This is a genomic window from Sporosarcina aquimarina, assembly GCF_019748715.1.
In the GTDB taxonomy this organism is placed as follows: Bacteria; Bacillota; Bacilli; order Bacillales_A; family Planococcaceae; genus Sporosarcina; species Sporosarcina newyorkensis.
Genome location: NZ_JACLBZ010000008.1, coordinates 122,555 through 143,231, shown reverse-complemented (window position 1 = coordinate 143,231; position 20,677 = coordinate 122,555). Strand labels below are relative to the sequence as shown.

Annotated in this window: 17 protein-coding genes; 12 read left to right on the top strand and 5 right to left on the bottom strand. The window is 41.4% G+C overall.

Features of this window, described 5'->3' with window-relative positions; translation table 11 throughout:
- Window positions 1-60 precede the first annotated feature (60 nt).
- From H7J92_RS17910 to deoC, 9 genes are all read left to right on the top strand, one after another.
- Window positions 61-843, top strand: a complete 783-nt coding sequence (locus H7J92_RS17910) for a response regulator transcription factor (RefSeq protein ID WP_343228071.1) — start codon at window positions 61-63, stop codon at window positions 841-843.
- A gap of 34 nt (window positions 844-877) precedes the next feature.
- On the top strand, window positions 878-2,128 hold the full coding sequence (locus tag H7J92_RS04080; RefSeq protein ID WP_221835482.1) for a sensor histidine kinase: 1,251 nt from the start codon (window positions 878-880) through the stop codon (window positions 2,126-2,128).
- 627 nt (window positions 2,129-2,755) lie between these two features.
- Window positions 2,756-3,799, top strand: coding sequence for a LacI family DNA-binding transcriptional regulator (locus tag H7J92_RS04075; protein ID WP_221835481.1), 1,044 nt, complete (start codon window positions 2,756-2,758; stop codon window positions 3,797-3,799).
- Window positions 3,800-3,804: 5 nt separating this feature from the next.
- The gene (gene rbsD / locus H7J92_RS04070; protein WP_078817107.1) at window positions 3,805-4,203 is read left to right on the top strand and encodes a D-ribose pyranase; all 399 of its coding nucleotides are present in this window, start codon (window positions 3,805-3,807) and stop codon (window positions 4,201-4,203) included.
- 19 nt (window positions 4,204-4,222) lie between these two features.
- Window positions 4,223-5,719, top strand: a complete 1,497-nt coding sequence (locus H7J92_RS04065) for a sugar ABC transporter ATP-binding protein (RefSeq protein WP_078817108.1) — start codon at window positions 4,223-4,225, stop codon at window positions 5,717-5,719.
- Entirely contained in the window at window positions 5,712-6,704 is a 993-nt protein-coding gene (locus tag H7J92_RS04060; protein WP_078817109.1) for an ABC transporter permease, read from the top strand. The genes H7J92_RS04065 and H7J92_RS04060 overlap by 8 nt, the downstream gene beginning before the upstream one ends.
- Window positions 6,705-6,716: 12 nt before the next feature.
- Window positions 6,717-7,676, top strand: a complete 960-nt coding sequence (locus H7J92_RS04055) for a substrate-binding domain-containing protein (protein ID WP_246602500.1) — start codon at window positions 6,717-6,719, stop codon at window positions 7,674-7,676.
- 15 nt (window positions 7,677-7,691) lie between these two features.
- Window positions 7,692-8,639, top strand: coding sequence for a ribokinase (rbsK, locus tag H7J92_RS04050; RefSeq protein ID WP_221835478.1), 948 nt, complete (start codon window positions 7,692-7,694; stop codon window positions 8,637-8,639).
- Entirely contained in the window at window positions 8,623-9,297 is a 675-nt protein-coding gene (gene deoC, locus H7J92_RS04045) for a deoxyribose-phosphate aldolase (protein ID WP_221835476.1), read from the top strand. Before rbsK ends, deoC begins: the two co-directional genes overlap by 17 nt.
- Before the next feature lie 570 nt (window positions 9,298-9,867).
- On the opposite strand, the gene H7J92_RS04040 is transcribed toward deoC, so the two are convergent.
- Window positions 9,868-10,845 carry a hypothetical protein gene (locus tag H7J92_RS04040; protein WP_221835474.1) on the bottom strand — a complete coding sequence of 326 codons (978 nt, stop codon included), beginning with the start codon at window positions 10,843-10,845 and terminating at the stop codon, window positions 9,868-9,870.
- A 255-nt stretch (window positions 10,846-11,100) separates the two neighbouring features.
- On the opposite strand from H7J92_RS04040, the gene H7J92_RS04035 reads away from it, so the two are divergent.
- Genes H7J92_RS04035 through H7J92_RS04025 form a run of 3 tightly spaced genes read left to right on the top strand, consistent with a single transcriptional unit; the run spans window position 11,101 to window position 15,315 of the window.
- Complete coding sequence (locus H7J92_RS04035) at window positions 11,101-12,243, top strand: iron-containing alcohol dehydrogenase (protein WP_009766035.1); 1,143 nt, start codon at window positions 11,101-11,103, stop codon at window positions 12,241-12,243.
- 8 nt (window positions 12,244-12,251) lie between these two features.
- Window positions 12,252-13,886 (top strand): ATP-binding protein, encoded by a 1,635-nt coding sequence (locus H7J92_RS04030; protein WP_009766034.1) that lies wholly within the window; start codon window positions 12,252-12,254, stop codon window positions 13,884-13,886.
- Between the two features lie 4 nt (window positions 13,887-13,890).
- Window positions 13,891-15,315, top strand: coding sequence for a sigma-54-dependent transcriptional regulator (locus tag H7J92_RS04025; protein WP_221835468.1), 1,425 nt, complete (start codon window positions 13,891-13,893; stop codon window positions 15,313-15,315).
- 101 nt (window positions 15,316-15,416) lie between these two features.
- Here H7J92_RS04025 and adhP read toward each other — a convergent pair whose 3' ends face one another.
- The 4 genes from adhP to H7J92_RS04005 all read right to left on the bottom strand — a co-directional run bounded on the left by adhP (window position 15,417) and on the right by H7J92_RS04005 (window position 20,587).
- A complete protein-coding gene (adhP, locus tag H7J92_RS04020; RefSeq protein ID WP_221835629.1) occupies window positions 15,417-16,430 on the bottom strand; it encodes an alcohol dehydrogenase AdhP in 1,014 nt (337 codons plus the stop codon).
- 305 nt (window positions 16,431-16,735) lie between these two features.
- Complete coding sequence (locus H7J92_RS04015; protein ID WP_009766030.1) at window positions 16,736-17,890, bottom strand: iron-containing alcohol dehydrogenase; 1,155 nt, start codon at window positions 17,888-17,890, stop codon at window positions 16,736-16,738.
- Between the two features lie 41 nt (window positions 17,891-17,931).
- Window positions 17,932-19,392: a CoA-acylating methylmalonate-semialdehyde dehydrogenase gene (locus H7J92_RS04010; RefSeq protein WP_221835467.1), complete on the bottom strand. Its 1,461-nt coding sequence runs from the start codon at window positions 19,390-19,392 to the stop codon at window positions 17,932-17,934.
- Between the two features lie 19 nt (window positions 19,393-19,411).
- A complete protein-coding gene (locus H7J92_RS04005) occupies window positions 19,412-20,587 on the bottom strand; it encodes an iron-containing alcohol dehydrogenase (protein ID WP_221835466.1) in 1,176 nt (391 codons plus the stop codon).
- Between the last annotated feature and the right edge of the window lie 90 nt (window positions 20,588-20,677).

Sequence of the window (20,677 nt, the reverse complement as noted above, 5' to 3'; positions counted from 1 at the left end):
CTGGAGGGTTTCTCGAATTGTCTGAATTCATAATATAGTCTATAATGAAAGGAGCTAAATATTTCGAGTAAGGAGGAGAGATCGATAAAATTATTAGTTGTCGACGATGAACCCCTTGAAAGAGAAGTTTTGCTCGATATTGTAAAAAAAAGTAATCTTGGTTTTATTGAATGTTTGGAAGCTAAGAATGGTTTACTGGCCGTAGATATTGCAAGTGCTACTCTTATTGATGTCATGTTAATAGATATCAAGATGCCTAAAATGGATGGTCTTACCGCCGCTAAGCTCATTAAGAAAATGAATCCGGAGATTAAAATCATATTTCTAACTGCATTTAATGAGTTCGACTATGCATTGCAAACCATTAAGATCGGTGTAGAAGACTATTTATTAAAACCAGTTCGTCCAGAAGAGTTGGTGGGGTCTTTGACAAAAGTTGTAGAAAGTACAGATATACAAGAAATAGAAACTCCATCTACTGAAGTTATTGAACAGTTGATCACTTATATAAAAGGTCATTTAGAGGATAAGCTGACACTGAATGAACTTTCACAGCTCGTTCATCTTCATCCACAATATCTTAGTCGCTTATTCAAACAAAAAATGGATCGATCGCTTACCGAGTATATTACATCTACACGTCTAGAGAAGTCGAAGGAATTGTTGCTTGATTCTCAATATACGATCACGGAGATTAGCCGACTTTGCGGGTTTTCTGACTCTAATTATTTCACTAGAGTTTTTAGAAAACAAGAAGGAATTCCGCCCAGCCACTATCGGAAAAATGAGCAGTTACTGAAAAAAGAACGAGTGAAAAAGACATATATTCATAGCATTATATAGCGCGTCAGAACTGACTCAGAAAAAGGTGATATATATGATAAAGAGCTTACGAGAATTTGTCGATATAGACCAATTGCAAAAACTGCAAGAGCAATTTGCTGAAGCGATGGGAGTGGCAGTATTAATTTGTGATGCACAAGGAGAGCCGGTGACCAAGCCGAGTCAGTTCACAGCCTTTTGTAAATATATTCGGTCATGCAGCGAAGGACAAAAGCGTTGTATACTGTCTGACGATAAAGTGGGCAAGTTGGCAGCAGAGAGCAAACGACCGGTTATTCACCGTTGCCATACGGGTCTTGTGGATTTTGCTGCGCCTATCATACTGCGCGACGAATATTTAGGTTCGATTCTTTGTGGACAAGTTCTTATAGAAGATGAGGAATTAGAGGAATTGCCAAAAATAGAGATGGACTTGGCGGATTTGCCATTAGATCAAGAGATGCTGCAGAAATTCTTCGATCAATTAGATCGAAAAAACAAAAGCCGGGTCCAGTCAATTGCTGAATTACTCTTTGTCACTGCTAACTACATAGTGAAGTTGGGCGATGCCCATTTAACAGCACAAGAATTATCGCTGAATAATATAAAGCTGTTGGAAGAGTTACAGCACCGCTCTGAATTGGAAAAAATGCTAAAGGATACTCAATTAAAAGTACTCCAATCTCAAGTTAATCCGCACTTTCTTTTTAATACATTGAATACGATTTCACGGTTAGCCTATATGGAAAACGCAAAACAAACCGAGGATGTAACGTATTCATTAGGGAAAATCTTACGTTACAGCCTGCGCAATATAGATCAGCTTATTCCGCTAAAGGAAGAAATTGAACACCTCGAATATTATCTTTCCATCCAACAAACACGCTACCGTGATCAAATTAAGATTGTAATAAACATAGAAGATCATCTGTTAGATTATAAAATTCCGATATTTACTTTGCAGCCAATCGTTGAAAACTCAATTGTCCATGGATTTGAAAGCACTGGTGATGCTATAACAATAATTGTAGAAGCTTACACAGAGAAAGAAAAAATCGTTATCAATGTAATAGATGACGGCGTGGGGATCGAAGAAAATTCCACGAGTATTCCACTATCCAAAGGAACAGGTCACACCACAAGGATCGGTTTAAATAATGTAGATAAAAGAATCAAACATGCCTTCGGTTCACAATGGGGGATTGCCAGACTGGAACAGCTTTCTCAAGTGGGGACTTTTGTTCAGTTGCATATGCCCTGGTTAGTGAGCTTTATTATCTTCTTTCTGTTATGGAAAGCTGAATAACTAAAAAATATCCGGTTGTTCACCACTCTTTTCGAGATCTTGTTGAGTAGGATAAAGCCCTCTATCGAACGATCGGTTAGGGGCTCCTCGCATATGCATGTCTTTCAACCACTTAAATTGTGTGATGTTTATATTTTCAAAATGTCAGAGAAGAGACTGTTTAAACTCTTAAGTAAGAGGATTGTGAGGAATTGAATACAATTATTTTCATAGAGACATCTTTCTTGGATACTGATATTAATTTGGACACTAATCATCGTATCAGAAAAGGTGTCCTTTTTTCTATGTTTATATCAATAATATTAGGATAATCAGCAATTGTAATTTAGTAATTACTTATTAAAGGTTCCGTGGGATAAAGTCTTAATAAGGCTTTCTTAAACTTAACTGTTAGATAAAATTAAGAATCCTATAGGAAAACTTTAAAATAATTACGGCGATTTTTTCAAAGTTATTTAAATTTAATATAGTATTGCGAATATTTTAAATGAATGTTAAGATATAAATCAATGAATCTAAACGTTTACATTTTAATATACTAAACGTTGAAAAATCATCGGAAATCTATAAAAAAATGTTTGAAAAAATCTAAACGTTTACATAGAGAGTTTTTGGAGGTATTTGTTTATGCGTACTGAGTCAAAACCAACTATTCAAGATGTGGCAAAGCATGCGAGTGTGTCTATTGCAACAGTTTCTAGAGTTATCAATAATCAGGGCGGTGTACGGGCAGAAACAGAAAAAAGGATTGTACACGCGATCAAGGAGCTGGGCTATGTCCGAAACGCGGTTGCCCGAAGTATGAAAAAGAAAGAAACGAAAATGATTGGAATTATAATTCCTGATATTAATAACCCGTTTTTCCCTCTTGTTGTATCCGGGATTGAACAGCAAGCTAGAAAAAAAGGCTATTACACGATGTTGAGTAACACAAGTGAATCACCGATTGTTGAAAGTGAGATTATTAATATTTTAGTGGAGCGGGGAGTCGATGGGGTAGTCATCACAACAGCAGATGAATATGGAAAACAGTTTCAAATTTTACAAGAACAAGGTATTCCGGTTGTGGCACTAGATAGAAGGATCAATGAATATAATTTTGATTCTGTTCTAATTGACAATATTGATGGAGCCTATCAAGCTACCAAGCAATTAATCCTGCAAGGGCACCAAGATATTGCTATTATTTGCGGACCGCATAGCACGACACCGGGACGAGATCGCTTTGCAGGTTACTTGAAAGCGCTTTCGGATTATGAGATTCCACTCAATGATCAATTTGTCGTACAAGGTAGCTTTTCTGAAGAAGGGGGTTATTCTGCTACACGTACTCTAAATGAATTAGAAGTTAGGCCGACTGCCATTTTCTCTTCAAACAATTTAATGTCTATTGGTTGCATAAAAGCGTTACAAGATCTGGAATGGAGGCTTGGAGAAGAGGTAGCATTTATAGGTTTTGATGATATAGAAATTGCGACTTTTACTAAACCAAAACTATCTGTTGTTTCCAGACCTATGAATGCATTAGGGGAGTTGGCATTTCAATTGTTACATGAGCGAATTCTTGCAAATGAAGTCTTTTCGCCCCGGAATTACTTATTGTCACCAGAATTAAAAATTAGAGAATCTTGCCATCTAGGAAATATACGGCTGAATCATAAAAGGAGCTGATCATCATGAGAAAAGGATCAATTTTACACCCAACTTTGAATCAATTGCTCACAGAGACAGGTCATACCGATACGATTGTTGTAACAGACGCCGGTCTGCCGATTCCGGTGGGTATTCCACATCGGATTGATTTGGCATTAAAAGAAGGAGTTCCAAGATTTCTTGATGTTCTTGACACAGTGGTAGGGGATTTATTAGTAGAAGGAATTATCTTAGCGGAGGAGATAAAAACTAGTAGTCCGGAGATGAATGAAGCGATTCTGAAGCGATTTCCTAACGTGCCGGTTGAATATGTTCCCCATATTACATTCAAAGAAAAAACGGCGCATGTTCGAGGTGCCATAAGGTCTGGAGAGTTTACATCTTACGCAAATATAATCTTGGTTGCAGGCGTTGCTTACTAAGGGCCAAGGAGGTGCGCATATGGAGCAGGCAGTTTTAGAAATGGTCGGAATTTCAAAAGAATTTCCTGGAGTGAAAGCATTAGACGGAGTATCTATTCATGTGAAGCGTTCGGAAATTTTAGCATTACTTGGTGAAAATGGAGCAGGTAAGTCGACGTTAATGAAAGTATTAGCCGGCGTTCATCAGCCGAGCAGCGGTCAAATTAAAATTAATGGAAAAGAAGTATCAATCCATGGACCAAAACACTCTCAGGAGCTGGGTATTAGTATCATCTATCAGGAGTTTAATTTAGTACCGCATATGAGTGTAGCCGAAAATATCTTTTTGGGAAGAGAACCCAGATTAATTACCGGGGTAATAGACAGAAGACGTTTGAGGGATGAGACGAGACAATGGCTGGAGAAGGTTGGGCTAACAGCATTATCTCCTGATACTCTGTTGGCTAATCTGTCCATTGCAGAGCAGCAGCTAGTGGAAATTGCCAAGGCACTTTCATTTGAATCGAATATTATTATTATGGACGAGCCGACGGCAACTTTGAATGAAGAAGAAACAGAGAAGTTACTAAATATTATGAGAGATTTAAAAAAGCAAGGGTTTGGTGTCATCTTTATTACCCACCGATTGGAGGAAGTGGAAGAAGTAGCGGATCGAATTTCTGTCCTGCGTGATGGTAAGTACATTGGAAGTGAATCCATTAAAAATATTACTAGGCATCAAATGGTCACAATGATGGTTGGTCGGGAATTAACGGACTTATTCCCTAAGCTTCAAGGACCGTACGAGGAGCCCGCGTTAACAGTAGAGCGCTTGTCTGTAAGGGAATACTTACATGATATCAATTTCACTATAAAAAAAGGAGAAATTCTTGGGATAGCCGGTTTAATGGGTTCTGGGAAAACTCCCCTATCAAAAGCACTGTTTGGTCTTTATCCTCACAAAGAGGGGACTATAAAGGTTGGTGGAAAGACAGTTAATACACCGCGCGAAGCAATCGATGCGGGAATTGCACTTGTTACCGATGATCGAAAAGATGAAGGCTTGGTCTTAGGAATGTCCGTTTATGAAAACTTGCTGCTCCCTTCTTATCGAAGAATTTCGTCCTTTGGTGTTTTGCATAAACGTAATAAAGAAAAAATTGTTGATCGATGGATTAAAGCCTTAAATATTAAAGTGCATCATTCCTCTGTAGAAGTTGGCACGCTTAGCGGCGGAAACCAGCAAAAGGTAGTGCTTGGAAAATGGCTGCAAATGGATCCTGACGTTTTAATTTTAAATGAACCGACAAGGGGTATTGATATTGGGGCAAAAGCAGAGATATATCAAATCATGAAAGAGCTTGCAGAACAAGGAATTGCGATTATTTTAATATCCTCTGATATGCCGGAGTTACTAGGGTTAAGCCATCGCATATTGGTTATGAGTGAAGGTACTATTACAGCTGAATTGGACAAGGAACATTTTGATCAGGAAACGATATTCCAATATGCAGCAGGAGGCGAATTACATGTCTAATGATGTAACAGTCAGTAAACAGGAAAAAAAACAAAGTTTAAATAAAATAGACTGGCTTAGTTTTCTGGAAAAGTATCGGGTTGTACTAATTTTTTTCCTTCTTTGTATTGTGGCAGGTTTTCTATCTGACGCATTTTTCACGACAAGCAATATTATGAACGTTTTAAGACAAGTGTCTATTATTGCAATTATTGCTACCGGAATGACGTTGGTTATTTTAATAGCAGGAATCGATTTATCAGTCGGTGCAGTGATGGCCTTTTCCGGAGCAATATTGGCCGGTGTATTAACTGCAGGATTGCCTTTATGGGTCGCTATCCTTGCTTCTACAGTTGTCGGCTTGTTGTTCGGTTTAGTTAACGGGGTCATTGTCTCGAATTTCGGGGTTCCATCTTTCATTGCCACGCTCGCTATTATGGTAATTGCTAGGGGAATGACCCTTGTCTATACAAAAGGTTATCCGCTTGTTGTTAGCAATGAAGCATTTCGCTTTATCGGAAGTGGACGAATTTTTGGAATCCCAGTGCCGATTATTATTATGTTTGTAATTATTGGCCTGATGTTTTGGATATTGAGATACACAAGTTTTGGAAGATATATTTACGCGATAGGGGGTAATGAAGAAGCAGCTATATTAGCTGGTATCCGGGTTCGATCCATAAAAGTTGCAGTATTCGGTATTGCGGGTTTTCTATCAGCTATCTCTGCCATCATTTATACATCTAGACTCATGTCAGCTCAACCGACAGCCGGTACAGGAATAGAATTGGATGCCATTGCCGCTGTCATCATTGGAGGTACAAGTTTAGCAGGCGGGAAAGGAGGAGTCATTGGGACGTTAATCGGGGCCTTGATTATGGGGGTGCTTGATAACTTATTAAATCTAATGAACGTCTCGCCATTTTATCAGAATATCGCAAAAGGGCTTGTTATCTTGATTGCTGTTTTAATCGACAGTAGGTTTTCCAAATTAAAACGCTCATAAGGGGAGAGAATGATGAAAAAATTAATGAGTATGTTTGCCGTTGTATTGACACTGGTGTTGTTGGTTGGCTGCAGTATGGACGATGAGGCCTCAGGTAAAACGGAAAAAGAAAAAGGTTCAAATGACAAGTTAAAAGTCGGTCTTTCTATGAACACGTTGAACAATCCATTTTTCGTAGCTGTAAAAGAAGGAGCAGAAGCGCAAGCGAAAGAACGAGATGTTGATATTGTCGTGACAGACGCACAAAACGATCCAGGAAAGCAGCTTGCCGACGTGGAAAACTTGCTTCAACAAAACATTGATATTCTTATTATTGATCCAGCTGATAGCGATGCGATTGCACAGGCAGTTAAGAAAGCTAACGATTCAGATATCCCTGTATTTACAGTCGACCGTCAATCAAATGGTGGAGATGTAGCAACTCATATCGGATTCGATGCAATAAAGTCTGGAAATATTGCGGGCAATTATATGAGTGAGACATTGGGCGGAAAAGGTAATATTGTTGAGATTCAAGGGATTCTTGGAACAAACGTGGGGCAGCTTCGGAGTGAAGGATTTAACCAAATCGTAGAAGAAACCCCTGACTTTAAAATCATAGCTCGTCAATCAGCCAATTTTGACAGAGGAGAAGCGATGAAAGTAATGGAAGATATTTTACAAGCGAATAAAGAAATTGACGGAGTCTACGCTGCAAATGATGAAATGGCGTTAGGAGCATTAGCGGCAATTGAAGCAGCTGGTCGTGTAGATGAAATTGTATTAATTGGCTGTGACGCTATTGATCCATCAATGGATGCAATTCGCGCGGGCAAGATGAATGCAACGATCGCAGAACCGCCTTTCTTCTTAGGGAAAGAAGCTATAGATACAGCTATCAAAATTTCTGACGGCGAAGATGTGGAGAAGGAAGTAATCTTAGATTCTAACTTAGTAACAGCAGACAACGTAGATCAGATCAAAACTAAATAAAAATTAGGTGAGAATATGGCAAATGTAATCGTAATAGGAAGCTATGTTACAGATTTAATGACACTGACTCCGCATTTACCGAAGCCTGGTGAAACCGTATTAGGTGGACCGTTTCAAATGGGACCTGGCGGTAAAGGGGCAAACCAAGCAACCGCAGCGGTACGTAGCGGATCACACGTAACGTATATGACCAAATTGGGAACTGACATATTTGGAGAGCAGGCATTGCAATATTTTAAAGACGAAGGTATGAATATTGACTGCATTAAACGAGACCCTACTGAAATAACAGGGACTGCACAAATCATTGTAGATCAACACAGTGAGAACAGCATTGCGGTTGCACTAGGGGCTTGCGGAAAAATCACAAAAGAAGATGTATATGCAACGGAAGAGAAGTTTAAAGGATCTGATATTGCCTTAGTTCAATTCGAAACGAGTATGGAAGCAATTCAAACAACGATCGAGCTTGCTTCTAAGCACCATGTGCCGTTAATTTTAAATCCAGCGCCTTACAGAGATTTTCCGAAAGAACTATTGACCAAAGTTTCTTATATTACCCCTAATGAAATCGAAGCTTCTGAGCTCAGTGGGATTAAGGTGATAGATGAATTATCCGCTAGAAAAGCTGCAGAGAGAATATATGAAATGGGGATTCCTCATATTATTATTACAATGGGGAAACAAGGTGTCTATCTCTATACAGGTGAGGGAACAGGTGAATTAATTCCGGCTTTTTCAGTCCATGCCATAGACACAACAGGAGCCGGGGACGCCTTCAGTGGTGGCCTCGCTCATAGCTTGGCAGCAGGCAAGGAATTGAAAGAATCCATTCGTTATGCAAATGCCGTAGCAGCACTTTGCGTCACGAAATTAGGAACAGCACCTGCTATGCCGCATAAAGAACAAGTAGAACATTTTTTAAGAGAAAGCGGTGAGGTCAAGAGTGACAGCTATTCATGAATATATCGATCATACGTTATTGAAGGCAGAGGCAACGAAAGAACAAATTGAGCAATTATGCAAAGAAGCATCAGAACATCATTTTGCTACTGTTTGTGTGAATCCTTTCTATGTTCCTATCTGTGTCGATCTATTAAAAGACACTGGAGTCAAGGTATGTACAGTAGTAGGCTTTCCACTAGGTGCTAATAAGCTTTCGATTAAACGGCTTGAAGCAGAGCAGGCAATAGAAGATGGTGCGGAAGAAATTGATTACGTCCTAAATATTAGTGCAGTCAAAAACAAAGACTTTCTTTTTGTAAAAGAGGAAATGGAAGCACTTGCGAGATTAAAAGAGGAAAGACCTGATGTGGTCGTTAAATGCATATTTGAAGTATGTTATTTAACACCTGCCGAGATTGAAGAGTTATCTATCCTTGCGAAGGAGGTAGGGCTGGATTTTATTAAAACCTCAACAGGTTTTGGCTCTGGTGGTGCCACCTTGGAAGCTGTGCAGCTCATGGTTGAAAATTCCGGCGAACATGTACGTGTAAAGGCTTCTGGGGGTATCCGGACGCGAGATCAGTTTCAGAAATATAAGGAACTTGGAGTCTCCAGAGTGGGCACGAGCAATGGTATTGCTATAATATCGGGAACAGCGGGCGTGCAAAGTTATTAAAAGAGGAAACAGATTTCGTCAGGCGTGAAGAATTATAGCACGAACCTCTTAATTGGTTCGTGCTATTTTTGTGTGTGAATTGTGCGATCCACAGTCACCGATTTATACGTTGCCAATAACAGATAGACAGCGGCCGAACGCTTAATGCACATCCAGGCTATTCTGATCAGCAAACCGGCAAGCTTTTGATATCGTTGAAACGGATCAGAATTAACATCGAGATGCGGCTTCCTATGGGCAAACCCTAGCAGGAAAGTGGATGGTGGCCACTGCCCACTGCCGAGTATACCTGGGGATTTAAAAAGAGTAATGGATACTAATACTCTGAAAAAAGAATGACCCAAAAGTTGTCCTTTAATCGATCGATTAGATTATAGAACATTTTTTTAGTAAGCTTCTTTCTAAAGAGCTGACGAGTACGGAGGTCTCTATACAATTCAGCCCCTGCTCATACAATTGGTCTGTGAAGAAATTTAAATAATATTAGTGATTTGGCTGGCAGAAAGACGGTATTGAATCCGACTCTGCCAGCCAAATTCTGTTTGATCTCTTTATAGGTTCAAACGACTATCATTTTTTACTTTTAACAATTAACTTACGTTTTTGTCTCCGTTTCCAAAGAAGATACAGAAGTATGCTTAGGAGGATTACCAAAATTAGCGAAACCGTTATGATGGTAACTGTGTCAGCCGCCAAGATGAAAAAAATATCTTGTGGATCAATTTCTTTTGCAAATACTTGGTATGGGTTCTCCGTGTTATAAATGATTGGCATTTCTTCCTGATACTTATGGTAGGTATGCCATGTTACTCCTTTGGCGATAAATATGCTGTCTTGGTTATCTGGTTTATACATCAAGGAAAGATAGTATTCGTGATCCCCGTGTAGAGAGGAATTCCAGTCCACATCGCGGTCGATAATGAGCGCCGTCGTTTCCGCGTGATGGGTGCCGAAAAACTTTTCATAGCCGTTTTCCCATACGTTTTTCCATTCTGTCAGCGAGAAGAGAAGAATAATCCCGACAATCCCAAAAAAGATGAAAGAGAAAAGAAGATTGCCAGTCTTATTTATAAATGATTGTTTACCAATTTGCCTGACAAACTGTTGAATCGTATTAATTTTCATTAACCAATACACTAGATAGCCTACTGGATACAGACTAAAGAATGTCAATAATAGATAGAACCAGCGCTCTTCTTCCTTCAACATTTCTCCCGTATAAAACTTTCCATCAGCCGAATACCCAGCAATATTGTCTCCAACTTCCACTTGCTCAAATAATTCCTGGTCGATTCTGATGATCGATGAATTGTATTTTGTAGGCACACTGCTTTCAGGCAAGGCTGCCAATTGTACTGAAAAATGCGGACCTTGCAACAGATCAAGAACTACGTATTTCCGAAAGATTTGTTTTTCCGTCGGATGTTGACTCGCCTCTTCCATGAACTCCTGATGCTCTTGCCAATTTCCATAGTTTACGATAATCAAAAATATAAACGCCGCAAACGCTATAAACTTAAGTCCGTGTTGTTCCCATTTATGCTTCATCTCTGTCTCCTTTCATTAAGAAAAGTATAACGAGTGCTAGACGCTAGCACAAATATATATATGAGCACCGCAACAGTGCATTTAAGGTAACAGGCCCACACAATTCATTCATTAAAATTGGGATACCAGTCATGATGGACAAAGTTTCGTTAACTTAATGGTAGGATCCAGCTCTTGGCAGGATTACAATAGTTAACTTCTAGAAAATGATGTTATAATAGATAGAATAGTAAAACAAATAAGAGGTGTTTCAATATGTTCAAATTCGTTATGCCGGAAGTCATTTTTGGAAGCGGTTCCATCAAACAAGTCGGCGAAAGTTGTGTACGCCTCGGTGCTCGCAACGTGCTGATCGTGACAGATCAGGGAGTAATTGATGCGGGCTGGTTGAAGAGTGTTGAAGAAAGTTGTCAGGAAGCGGGGCTCGCTTTCGTACTTTTTTCTAATATCAGTGTGAACCCCAAAGAGACAGAAGCCGAAATGTGTGCAAAAGTTTATCGTGACAATGAATGCGATGCGTTCATCGGAGTCGGTGGCGGCAGTGCCATAGATATTGCAAAGGCGGCAGCCATACTGGTGACGAATGGTGGACAAGTCCGCGATTATGAAGGGGTAGACCGCATCACAAAACCACTTCCTCCATTAGTTATGGTGTCGACAACAGCTGGCTCAGGTTCCGAAGTATCTCAATTTTCCGTCATCGTGGATAGCGAACGGCATATAAAAATGACCATCGTTTCAAAGTCTTTAGTGCCGGATATCGCGATTATCGATCCCGATGTACTGGCGACAAAAAGTGCTCGTCTTACCGCTTCCACTGGGCTTGATGTGTTGACACATGCTATTGAATCATTCGTCAGCATTGCCGCTACACCGCTAACCGATGTTCATGCGAAAAATGCCATCATGTTGTCCTCGCAATTTCTCAGACCATCTGTTGCATCACGGTTTAACATGGAAGCAAAAGAAAAGATGGCGATGGCAAGTCTTCACGCCGGACTCGCTTTTTCCAACGCAATCCTCGGCGCTGCACATGCGATGGCGCATACTATAGGCGGCCGTTATCTTTTTTTACACGGTGATATCAATGCTGTTCTGCTTCCTCATGTTATGGAGTTTAATGCGTTGGCTGCACCGGAAAAATTCAGGACGATTGCTGAGTTGATGGGTGAAAATGTGAGTTCACTTTGTGTATCGGAGGCCTGTGAAAAAGCGGTCAGTCATGTAAGAAAACTTGCGGTTGATATAGGTGCGCCGCTTACATTATCAGAAATGGGTTTTGAAGAATCAGCCATTCCTGTCATTAGCGAAATAGCGCTTCTGGATGCTTGTATGATTACCAACCCTCGTGATATTTCAGCTGATGAAGTGGCGTTCCTTCTGCGGCAGGCGTTGTAGGTGCTACGATGAAAAGACACGAAATGATTGATTTATTGACAGGGGTACAGTCATCCAAACACAATTATTATTCCGAGCTGAAGTCCACTGTGGACCAACTGAAAAAGAAAAACAGCCAACTTGAAATGATCAATGAAGTGATGAGGAGTTTCACAATTAATTTCTCGGTAGAGAATATGTTGGAAAATACATTTGCCAAATTAAAAACTGTATATCCGATTGATCTTCTCAGTGTCGCGCTTGTAGCAGATACTAAAATCATTCGGTCCTATATTTATCCGGAACATGTCATCTCTCAGGGGGAAAATACACTTTTTCGAGGTGAAGACTCCTTAGACCGGAATTTCTTTACAACAGGAGACTACTCGGTTTATCACAAAAATGAACATGCTTCTTTCTTTGAAGAAAAAGGAATCCAACATCTTGCATTAGCTTCTATGCATCTTTTTCCATTAAAGAGCAACGGCAAAATGATTGGGGTTCTGTCGTTTGCAAGCCGATCATATTTTCAGTGCGATGAAGATGACCTTTCTTTCTTTTTTCATTTTGCAGACCAAATAGCGGTTTGCATGGAAAATGCGCGGCTTTATGGTGAGGTTCTTGCTGGAAAACAGCGATGGGAAGAGACCTTCCGAGCCGTGTCTGACACAATTTTAATCATAGCTCCTGACGGCACCATCTTATCGAGAAATGATGCGGCGCGAATGGATTGGTCGCTTGGCATCGGCGAGAATATCAGTGAATTCATGGAACAAGCAACCGGGTCTGCGGAAAACCCTTTTCAACTGACGATTCAAACAAAAAAACCGCAATCTGCCGAACTGCATCATGATAATAAAATTTATGATTGTTCATGCTATCCGCTTTTGGGACTGGATGACTCCATTGATGCAGTCATTGTCTATCGTAAAGACGTAACAGAAAAGCGCAGGATGGAAATGCAACTCATGCATTCCGGACAGCTGGCGGCAATTGGAGAGATGGCTGCCGGGGTTGCACACGAACTGAACAATCCGCTGACCGCAATCATTGGAAACACGCAACTTCTGCTTCGGACCCAATCTGCTAATGAACAAATGAAGCCATTGCTAGAAGACATCGATCAGTGCGGGAAAAGATGCCGTACGATTATCCGCAGTCTGCTTGTGTTTTCGCGTCAGGAGATTCCAACCTTTAAACCCTGTTCGTTAAATGATGCTGTCAATGAAGCGCTCAGTCTGACCCGCAGGCAAATTGAACAAAACCATATTTCAATTGACGTGGTGCTTGCTCCTGATCTACCGTACGTAAACGGTAACTCACAACAGCTGGTTCAAGTCGCTGTCAACTTGCTGATGAATGCAAAAGATGCGCTGACAATGACATCTGCAGAGGAAAAAAAGATTTTAATTCGGACGGAGTTATTGGAAGGCTCGGCAGTTTTATCAATTACAGATAACGGGGTAGGTATCGCGAAGGAAGTGCTTGATGACATCTTTCATCCCTTTTTCACAACGAAGGATGCAGACAGTGGGACGGGTCTCGGATTATCCGTCAGCTTCGGAATTTCGCAAGCTCATGGTGGAATTTTATCTGCCAGATCAGAAGAGAGCAGTGGGACAACATTTTCTCTTGCACTTCCATTAAATGAAGAAAGGCAGTGAAATCTTGGAACATATTTTAATTGTGGAAGATGAAATCGAACTTGGCCGATTTTTATCACGTCTCATTGAATTAAAAGGTTTCCGGACAACACATGTGAAAAGTGGAAAGGAATTTGACAAAATTACGGACTTCTCGCTGTTTACACTTGCGTTTATCGATGTCCGTCTTCCGGATCGAAATGGCATAGACGTATTGAAGGCAATGAAAATGCAAGCTACGCATTGCCCGTGTGTAGTTATGACCGGATACAGCACGGTCAAAATCGCTGTAGATGCTATAAAACATGGGGCGGCCGATTTTATAGAAAAACCTTTTGAAGATATTAATTTAATCGACCAATTGATCGACCGACTTCTTGCAAATCCACAATTTGACGTCGGAGAAGAAGCTGAATTCAAGAGGATCGCTATGGAATTGGGTTGTTTCCTTGGGACTAGTCGCTCGATGCATCAGTTGTATGAGCTTGCCTATAAAATTGCACCTAAGCAAGTTACAGTTTTAATAGAGGGCGAAACAGGAACCGGTAAAGAAGTGCTGACAAAGTTCATCCACGCAGCAAGCCGACGTTCTGCCGGGTCGCTGCTAAATATTAACTGCGGTGCCCTTTCCGAAACAATCTTGGAAAGTGAATTATTCGGTCACGTGAAAGGTGCATTCACTGGTGCCATGACAGACCGGGCCGGATATTTTGAGGCTGCTTCATCAGGTACTCTTTTTCTTGATGAGATCGCTGAAGCCTCCTTATCGACACAAGTAAAACTGTTACGAGTTCTCGAAACGGGAGAGTTCATCAAAATTGGCGGAACGAAAACGGAGCGTACTTCTGCCCGAATCATTGCTGCATCTCATGTCAACCTTGATGAAGCTGTACAACGCGGCGCCTTTAGAGAAGATTTATTATTCCGGCTGGATGTTGTTAAACTGAACATTCCTCCGCTCCGTGAACGTAGGGAAGATATCCCGTTATTAATCGACTTATTCATCGAGCAATCTGGTGAAACAATCACTTTTTCTCCAGACGCATTAGAACTGCTGCAACAACACGATTGGCCGGGAAATATGCGTGAACTATCCAACCTGATCCGCAGAACAGCTGCTATCGTAAAAGAAGGGGCTATCATCACACCAGACTTACTGCCAGATCGGATCATAGGAAAAACGAAATCTTTTCCGATTGCCGCTTCGGTTGAACCAGTCCGTTTCCCCGACGAGTGGAATGACTTTTCAAAAAAAGTAATGAATATTTATAATGGGTCAGAACAACAGTCTCTTGACGATGTTCTGTCTCTTATGAAAACGATGGAAAAACGAACGGCAACTGCACTTATAAAAAAATCGCTCCACGAAACGGCCGGAAATCGTAAAGAAACAGCCCAAAAGCTTGGCGTAACTACAAGAAAGCTCCGTTATTATTTGAATGAAACATGAAAAAGAGGGGGATTCTTCTAGTCCTATATTGACTTAGAGAATCCCCCTATTTAATTAGCTTATTTTTAGTTATCTACTTATAGTAAGAAAGAGCGTTTCGATCAATCAAATGTTAAAACGATTCTTCCACTAATTCCACCTTTTTCCATTTTATCTAGAATCGAATTGACATTGGAAAGCGGAGCAGTTTCAATCTGTGCTTTTACTTTGCCGCGTGCAGCAAAATCAAGCGCTTCTTTCATATCAATACGAGTACCGACGATGGAACCTTTTACAGTAACTCCATTTAAAACTGTGTTAAAAATCGGAATTGGGAGTTCATCATGCGGCAGTCCGACTACAACGAGTGAGCCTCCGCGTTTGACAGAATGATATGCTTGTTCGAATGCAACTTTCGTCACAGCGACACTGATAGCTGCCTGGACACCGCCAACTTGTGATTGAATCGCTTCAGCTGGATCCTCTTTTTTACCATTTACCGTTACATCGGCTCCTAGTTTCTTAGCGAGTTCCAGTTTTTCATCCGCAATATCGACCGCTACAACGTTGAAGCCCATCGCCTTTGCGTATTGCAGTGCGACATGCCCAAGTCCTCCGATTCCATAAATCGCTACCCAATCACCAGGCTTTGCACCGGATACTTTCAACGCTTTATAAGTTGTCACTCCTGCACAGAGGATCGGCGCTGCATCGACAGAACTTAGACTTTCAGGAATTTTGGCCACGTAATCCGCTGCTGCCAGACAATATTCTGCATATGCGCCATCAACGGAATAACCGCCATTCTCCTGATTGTGGCAAAGCGTCTCCTGTCCTTTCAGGCAATAGTCGCATTCCCCGCATGCGGAATACAGCCAAGGAATCCCGACACGATCTCCAACTTTAACAGCTGTCACGCCCGGTCCGATTTTCTCCACGACGCCAACACCTTCATGCCCAGGGATGAGTGGAAGTTTCGGTTTAACAGGCCAATCACCATTGACTGCATGTAAATCAGTATGGCACACACCACAAGCTTCAATTTTTACAAGCGCCTGACCAGGTCCCGGTTTCGGTTTTGGTACATCCTGAAGTTCCAACTCTTGTTGGAATTCGCTTACAATTGCTGCTTTCATAAGTGTTTCTGAATTTTTTTCTTGTTCTTTTCCACTAACGACTGGTGCCTTCATAAATGATTCCTCCCTTTTTGTATTCATCTTCTTATAGTGCAAGATGCGTGCCAACTTGGAAAACTGGTAATTATCGTGTTTTTTGAATAGGACAACCGATAAGACGGCAGATGGAGCCGGTTTTTCGGCTAAGGTGGACAGGAAAACGGCTGGAGGAGGGGAATCATGAAATTTAACTAGACGGAAAAAAAGGTTATTGCAGAAAGTCGATGTAACCGACTATCCACAATAACCTCTATAGCCAGACTGTTTCAGTAGGCTGCTTTAAAAATACCGATAATATCTTTTTCGGTGCCTTGAATCGGGTTGCTTCCGGCGTTTCCGTCTTCTAGAGCAAGTCTCGCCATTAATTCGAAGTCTGAGGACTTCACACCGAGTGCTTGAAGATTGCTTGGAATATTGACGTCTTTCGATAGGTTTTTGATAGCTTCTATTGCTTTAAATGCGGCATCCCGTTTTGAGATTCCTTCGATGTTTTCTCCCATGAATTCCGCGATGTTTGCGAACTTTTCCAGGTCTGAAATCATGTTGTATTCCAGTACATGCGGCAGCAAAACAGCGTTTGCTATGCCGTGTGGAATATCGTATAGACCGCCTAATTGGTGTGCCATGGCATGGACGTAGCCTAATCCTGCATTATTGAACGCCATGCCGGCGAGCAGGGAGGCGTTTGTCATATTGTCCCGGGCAATCATATTGCGTCCATTGGCCACTGCCTGTCTTAAGTTGTCGGAAATAAGTTTTATGGCTTGAATGGCCATAGAGTCCGTGACGGCATTTGCTCCAAGCGATATATACGATTCAATTGCGTGGGTTAAAGCATCCATTCCGGTTGCTGCTGTTAAGCTTGCTGGTTTATCAATCATTAGCTCAGGGTCGTTTATAGATACGAGTGGTGTATTTCTCCAGCTCACAATAACATATTTTATTTTCTTTTCAACATTCGTGATGACGCAATGGCGTGTAACTTCACTGCCTGTTCCTGCGGTTGTATTGACACAGACAATAGGGGGCAGTGGATGTTGCAGTTTTTCAATACCTGCATAGTTTTCATATAAATCGCCGTCATGCGTTGCGGCAATACCTATCCCTTTTCCGCAGTCATGTGCACTGCCTCCGCCCACTGTGATAATCAGATCGCATTCTTTTTCTTGGTACTCTTTCAAACCGTCGTAAATATTATAATCTTTAGGATTTGGTTCTACTCCGTCAAAATAGGCGACATTGATTCCGACCTTATTCAATGAGTTGACGACTTTGGTAACAGGTCCATTTTCCAGTCCTTTTAGAAATTTATCTGTTACAATTAAAGCCTTTTTACCGCCCAGTATTTCACAGCGTTCACCAACTACCTCAACTGAACCATTTCCGAAAAAGTTTACGGTCGGTGCGAAAAAGTCATACATGTTACGTCCTCCTTTAGTTGTTTTTTAGTATAGTACTTCTCTTATTCCCAACGCCCAGTCATGACTTTCTTCCGTGTATAGAAGTTCACACCATCTTTCCCGTTGGTGTGCAGGTCGCCGTAAAACGAATCCTTCCAACCTGAGAAAGGGAAGAAAGCCATCGGCGCCGGTACACCGATGTTTACTCCGAGCATTCCGGCATCGATATTCTCGCGGAATGTACGGACATGACCGCCGTCCCTAGTGAAAATACAAGCGCCGTTAGCAAACATGGAGTGGTTTGATAATTCAATAGCTTCATCCAAGTTTTTCACTCGGCTAATCGAAAGGACAGGAGCGAATATCTCGTCTTGCCAAATTTTCATCTCACTTGTCACGTGATCAAAAATAGTCGGTCCGACAAAATAGCCTTTTTCCTGAGCTGCGTTGTCTAGACGACCGTCACGAATCAATGTAGCACCTTCTTTTTCCCCAGTTGCAATGTATTGTTCCGTACGCTCTTTATGCGTATCTCGGATGACGGGACCTAGGAATATACCTTCATCTAACCCATTTCCAATTGTCAGTTCATTTGCTCGATTGAGTAATGTTTCAACGAATTCGTCTGCGATTTCGTCTTCAACTGCGACTACCGAACACGCCATGCAACGTTCGCCTGCTGAACCGAATGCCGCATTGATAATTTGGGTGGCTGCGTTTTCCAAGTTCGCATCTTTTAGAACGATGGAGTGATTTTTTGCTCCGGCCAGGGCTTGGACACGCTTCAGATTATCGGTGCCCCGCTTATACACGTATTCAGCAACAGGCTGAGATCCGACAAATGAAATGGCCGCGATTTTTTTATGATCCAAGATTCCATTCACCACATCATGTGCACCGTGGACAATATTGAAGACACCTTTTGGTAGACCAGCTTCCTCCAGCAGTTCAGCCAATCGGTTTGCCAACAGCGGCGTGCGCTCAGAAGGCTTCAATACAAATGTATTCCCCGTGGCAATCGCCATCGGAAACATCCAACATGGAACCATCATTGGGAAGTTGAACGGTGTGATTCCACCGACGACACCGACCGGATAGCGGTAAGTTCCCGATTCCAGACCTGTCGAGATGGATGGTAAATTGTCACCCATCATTAACGTAGGAGCACCTGCCGCAAATTCCACGCATTCGATACCACGAAGAACTTCACCATGTGCTTCTGTAAAATTCTTACCATTTTCAACTGTTATGATCCGAGCGAGCTCATCCCAATGATCCACCAGCAGTTGCTGATACTTGAAAAGAATTCGAGCACGGCGCGGCACAGGAACTTCTTTCCATGTGACAAATGCTTCGCTGGCAACTTGGACTGCAGAATCTAAATCCTCTTTTGTGGAAATCGGAACATTGGCGATGACTTCACCTGTCGCAGGGTTGTAGACCTCTTCTGTTTGATCAGTTGTAGCCGGTACCCATTCACCGTTAATATAGTTTTTTAGTGTTTCAATTTTTGTTATTGTCATCTTTATGACCTCCTATTTATTAAAACTGGTAGTCGTAGCAAACTTGGTAAAGATTCGCGATATTTTCTTCAGTCGGCACTTTTGGATTATTGCCGGGACTTCCACTATCCATAGCGTCTTTTGACATTTTGTTGATAGCGCTTACAAATCCATCTCGAGGAATTCCCCATTTTTCTAGGTTAGGGATGTTCAATGAATTGCATAAATCTTTGATACACTGAACGGCAAATTCGGCTGCATCTTCGTTTGTGAATTGCTTGGCTTTGGGTGAAAATATTCTTCCAATGTCTGCGAGTCTATCAATACATGAATCCTTGCTATACTCTAATATAGCAGGCAAAAGCATCGCATTTGAAAAGCCATGTGGTACATCAAATAGTGCCCCGATTGGCCTGGACATGCCATGTACCAGGCATACAGAAGCATTTGAAAATGCGCTTCCTGCCTGTAATGCAGCAAGGGACATACCTGCTCTTGCTCCAAGATTTTGTCCCTCCGTGTAGGCTTTGTAGAGATTTTCGGAAATTAGTTTGATAGCTGATAGGGCCATCATATCTGTCATCGGATGAGCCTTTTTAGAGATATACGCTTCGATCGCATGACTCAGTGCGTCTACTCCCGTGGCGGCTGTCACATTCTGTGGTGAGGAGAGAGTTAATAAAGGATCAACAATCGCAATATTTGGCATAAAGGCAGGCTGTTTAATCATCATTTTTACTTGAGTAGTTGAATTTGTGATGACAGTAACATCTGTTGCTTCTGAACCTGTTCCGGCAGTTGTTGGAATTGCAATATGAGGTATGGGTGTTTGGTCGGCTATTTTTTGCTGTCCCATATAATCTCCGATATACCCTCCGTTGGCAGCCAGTACCGCGACTGCTTTCCCAGTATCGATACAACTTCCGCCTCCTAATGAAATAATGAGATCGCATTGTTGATGTTGAAAAAGTTGTAGCGAGTTCTCTACATATTGATCTGTAGGCTCTGAAGCCACCCCGAGAAAAACAATACTGTCGACGGAGTTACTGGATAAATATTTTTGGCAATCTTCAATATAACCTAGTTTTTCCATCACATGGTCGCTGATGATTAACGCTTTTTTACCATGTAAGGAAGCTTTTTCACCAACTAGCTTAAAAGAATCTTGTAGATAAAGTATAGTCGGTGGCATTTGAAAAGTTTTACTAGTTCCCATTGCTTCAGCTCCTTTTTGTTCTATAACTCTGTTAGAACCTTCAGTGAATTCAAAACAGGTAATAAAAAAGTGTAGCTGATTAGCTACACT